Annotated in this window: 3 rRNA genes; all 3 read right to left on the bottom strand. The window is 52.4% G+C overall.

The features are described from left to right. Positions 1-64: 64 nt before the first annotated feature. Positions 65-181 (bottom strand): 5S ribosomal RNA (rrf, locus tag Q8K48_06435). A gap of 109 nt (positions 182-290) precedes the next feature. After that, positions 291-3,397 (bottom strand): 23S ribosomal RNA (locus Q8K48_06430). Between the two features lie 340 nt (positions 3,398-3,737). After that, a 16S ribosomal RNA gene (locus Q8K48_06425) occupies positions 3,738-4,455 on the bottom strand; the annotation flags it as partial.

Here is a 4,455-nt window from a genome sequence, read left to right as displayed (position 1 = left end):
CCAAGATTACTTCACGGGAAATAAAAAAGGGGCGCTCGTTAAAGCGCCCCTTTTTATAAAAGAAGTCCGGCGACGTTCTACTCTCCCACAAGGTCACCCTTGCAGTACCATCGACGCTGAGAGGCTTAACTTCCGGGTTCGGAATGGGACCGGGTGTTTCCCTCTCGCTATGGTCGCCGAAACACTATTGAGTTTTCGGTCTAAAAGAAAAGGGGTCAAAGCCTTTTCTTTTGTTTTGCGGATCTCGAGACCGTATCTCGAGAGCCACACAGTGGACGCGTAGCAACTTTGTAGTTAAATCCTCGGCCTATTAGTACCGGTCAGCTCCAAGTCTTACGACTCTTCCACTTCCGGCCTATCAACCCAGTCGTCTAGCTGGGGGCCTTACCTGATAAATCAGTGGGAAACCTAATCTTGAAGCGAGCTTCCCGCTTAGATGCTTTCAGCGGTTATCCCTTCCGAACGTAGCTAATCGGCGGTGCTCCTGGCGGAACAACCGACACACCAGAGGTTCGTCCAACCCGGTCCTCTCGTACTAGGGTTAGGCCTTCTCAAGTTTCCTGCGCGCACAGAAGATAGGGACCGAACTGTCTCACGACGTTCTGAACCCAGCTCGCGTGCCTCTTTAATGGGCGAACAGCCCAACCCTTGGGACCTACTCCAGCCCCAGGATGAGACGAGCCGACATCGAGGTGCCAAACCTTGCCGTCGATATGGACTCTTGGGCAAGATCAGCCTGTTATCCCCGGGGTACCTTTTATCCGTTGAGCGACGGCGCTTCCACAAGCCACCGCCGGATCACTAGTTCCTGCTTTCGCACCTGCTCGACATGTCTGTCTCACAGTTAAGCTCCCTTGTGCACTTACACTCGACACCTGATTGCCAACCAGGCTGAGGGAACCTTTGAGCGCCTCCGTTACTTTTTAGGAGGCGACCGCCCCAGTCAAACTACCCACCAGACACTGTCCCTGATCCGGATTACGGACCGAGGTTAGAAGTTCAAAACGATCAGAGTGGTATTTCAACGATGACTCCACAAACACTGGCGTGCCCGCTTCAAAGTCTCCCACCTATGCTACACAAACCGTTCCGAACACCAATATCAAGATATAGTAAAGGTCCCGGGGTCTTTCCGTCTTTCTGCGCGTAACGAGCATCTTTACTCGTAATGCAATTTCGCCGAGTTTACGGATGAGACAGCGCTCAAGTCGTTACGCCATTCGTGCAGGTCGGAACTTACCCGACAAGGAATTTCGCTACCTTAGGATGGTTATAGTTACCACCGCCGTTTACTGGGGCTTAAGTTCTCAGCTTCGCCTTGCGGCTAACCAGTCCCCTTAACCTTCCAGCACCGGGCAGGCGTCAGTCCGTATACATCGTATTGCTACTTCGCACGGACCTGTGTTTTTGGTAAACAGTCGCTTGAGCCTGGTCTCTGCGGCCTCCTAACGCTTCGGAGGTAAACTCCTACACGCCAGAGGGCCCCCCTTCTCCCGAAGTTACGGGGGCATTTTGCCGAGTTCCTTATCCATAATTCTCTCGATCGCCTTGGTATTCTCTACCTGACCACCTGTGTCGGTTTCGGGTACGGGCCGCAATAATTCTCGCTAGATGCTTTTCTTGACAGCATAGGATCATCCACTTCGCCTTACGGCTCGGCATCAGCTCTCAGGATATATGTGGTGCGGATTTGCCTGCACCACTCCCTACAACCTTACCCCGGGACAACCATCGCCCGGGTTGGACTACCTTCCTGTGTCACACCATTGCTAACCTACTTGCACACCGGTTCGACCGATCCATCGAGCCGACAAAAGCCAGCCCAACTTGGAAGTCTTAGCATTAGTGCTTTCGGTCTGGGCGAATTAAAGCGGGTACTGGAATATCAACCAGTTGTCCATCGACTACGCCTGACGGCCTCGCCTTAGGTCCCGACTTACCCTGGGCGGATTAGCCTGGCCCAGGAACCCTTGGTCTTTCGGCGGAAATGTTTCTCACATTTCTCTCGCTACTCATGTCTACATTCTCACTTGTGTAGCTTCCACGGCTGGGTTCCCCCGCCGCTTCGCCAGCTACACAACGCTCTCCTACCCATCCAGACTCCTGGATCTAACAGTCAAGCCGTTAGACCGGGATAATGTCTGAATGATAGAACTTCGGTGCTGTGCTTGAGCCCCGTTACATTGTCGGCGCGGAATCACTTGACCAGTGAGCTATTACGCACTCTTTTAATGGTGGCTGCTTCTAAGCCAACATCCTGGTTGTCTATGCGACTCCACATCCTTTTCCACTTAGCACAGGCTTTGGGACCTTAGTTGCTATTCTGGGTTGTTTCCCTCTCGACCATGAAGCTTATCCCCCACAGTCTCACTGCCACGCTCTCACTTACCGGCATTCGGAGTTTGGCTGATGTTGGTAAGCTTGTAGGCCCCCTCGACCATCCAGTAGCTCTACCTCCGGTAAGAAACACGTGACGCTGCACCTAAATGCATTTCGGAGAGAACCAGCTATCACGAAGTTTGATTGGCCTTTCACCCCTACACACAGTTCATCCCCTAATTTTTCAACATTAGTGGGTTCGGTCCTCCACGCGGTCTTACCCGCGCTTCAACCTGACCATGCGTAGATCACCTCGCTTCGGGTCTAGATCGTGCGACTCTGACGCCCTATTCAGACTCGCTTTCGCTACGGCTTCCCCTCGACGGGTTAACCTTGCCACACGACACTAACTCGTAGACTCATTCTTCAAAAGGCACGCTGTCACTACTCAAGGTAGCTCCAACGGCTTGTACGCACACGGTTTCAGATTCTATTTCACTCCCCTTACGGGGTTCTTTTCACCTTTCCCTCACGGTACTAGTCCGCTATCGGTCATCAGAGAGTATTTAGGCTTAGCGGGTGGTCCCGCCAGATTCATGCCGGATTCCTCGAGTCCGGCATTACTTGGGATACTTAATCAGAGTCAATCGAGTTTCAGCTACGGGGGTCTCACCCTCTGTGCCTGGCTTTCCCACGCCATTCACTTACTCAACTGATTTTTTACTCTGTTAATCAACGGCAGTTGATTCAAAAAGTCCCTCAACCCCGATACTGCAACGCCTGCCGGCTTGACACAGTATTGGTTTGGCCTCTTCCGCTTTCGCTCGCCACTACTAACGGAATCACGGTTGTTTTCTCTTCCTGTGGGTACTGAGATGTTTCACTTCCCCACGTTCCCTTTATCTACCCTATATATTCAGATAGAAATAACCAGACATTACTCTGGCTGGGTTTCCCCATTCGGAAATCCTCGGATCAAAGCTCGTTTGACAGCTCCCCGAGGCTTATCGCAGCCTACTACGTCCTTCATCGGCTTCTGATGCCAAGGCATCCGCCATGTGCGCTTAATAATTTGACCACAAAGATGCTCGCGTCCACTGTGTAGTTCTCAAAATACGGGCGGTAGCTAATAAGCCTATGAAGACCTGCATTCCAACCCTTTCGAGTGTGAGATGCGGTTTCTCCTACTTATTAACTCCAGAGGTTTGGCCTTTCAGCCGTCCCCTCAGGACCCAACAACGTGCTCAGTTAATTCTTCGATCCAGAGCCAAGTTTCCACTCCCAGGAGTATCTATAAATAGGTACTAGAGGGTTGTACTAATGGATGAATTGTGTAATAAACCTAAGTCAATGCTCCACGTATGAGCTCACATGTTTATCGCTGAAACCTATGTCCAGCACACGTGATTGCTCCTTAGAAAGGAGGTGATCCAGCCGCACCTTCCGGTACGGCTACCTTGTTACGACTTCGTCCCAATCACCGATCCCACCTTCGGCAGCTCCCCCCTTACGGTTGGGCCACTGACTTCGGGTGTTACCGACTTTCGTGACGTGACGGGCGGTGTGTACAAGCCCCGGGAACGTATTCACCGTAGCGTTGCTGATCTACGATTACTAGCAACTCCGACTTCATGGGGTCGAGTTGCAGACCCCAATCCGAACTGAGACTGGCTTTTTCGGATTCGCTCCACCTTGCGGTATCGCAGCCGTTTGTACCAGCCATTGTAGCATGCGTGCAGCCCAAGACATAAGGGGCATGATGATTTGACGTCATCCCCACCTTCCTCCGAGTTAACCCCGGCAGTCTCCTGTGAGTCCCCAACTAAATGCTGGCAACACAGAACGAGGGTTGCGCTCGTTGCGGGACTTAACCCAACATCTCACGACACGAGCTGACGACAGCCATGCAGCACCTGTCTTACCATTCCCTTGCGGGCACCCCAGCTTTTGGGCCGGGTTTGATAGATGTCAAGTCTGGGTAAGGTTCTGCGCGTTGCGTCGAATTAAACCACATGCTCCACCGCTTGTGCGGGCCCCCGTCAATTCCTTTGAGTTTTAGCCTTGCGGCCGTACTTCCCAGGCGGAGAACTTAATGCGTTAGCTGCGGCACCGCGGGGGTCAACACCCACGACACCT

The sequence above is a fragment of the Candidatus Planktophila sp. genome, assembly GCA_030681675.1.
In the GTDB taxonomy this organism is placed as follows: domain Bacteria; phylum Actinomycetota; class Actinomycetes; order Nanopelagicales; family Nanopelagicaceae; genus Planktophila.
Note: the sequence above shows the minus strand (reverse complement) of the source record. Positions and strands in the feature narration are given on the sequence as shown.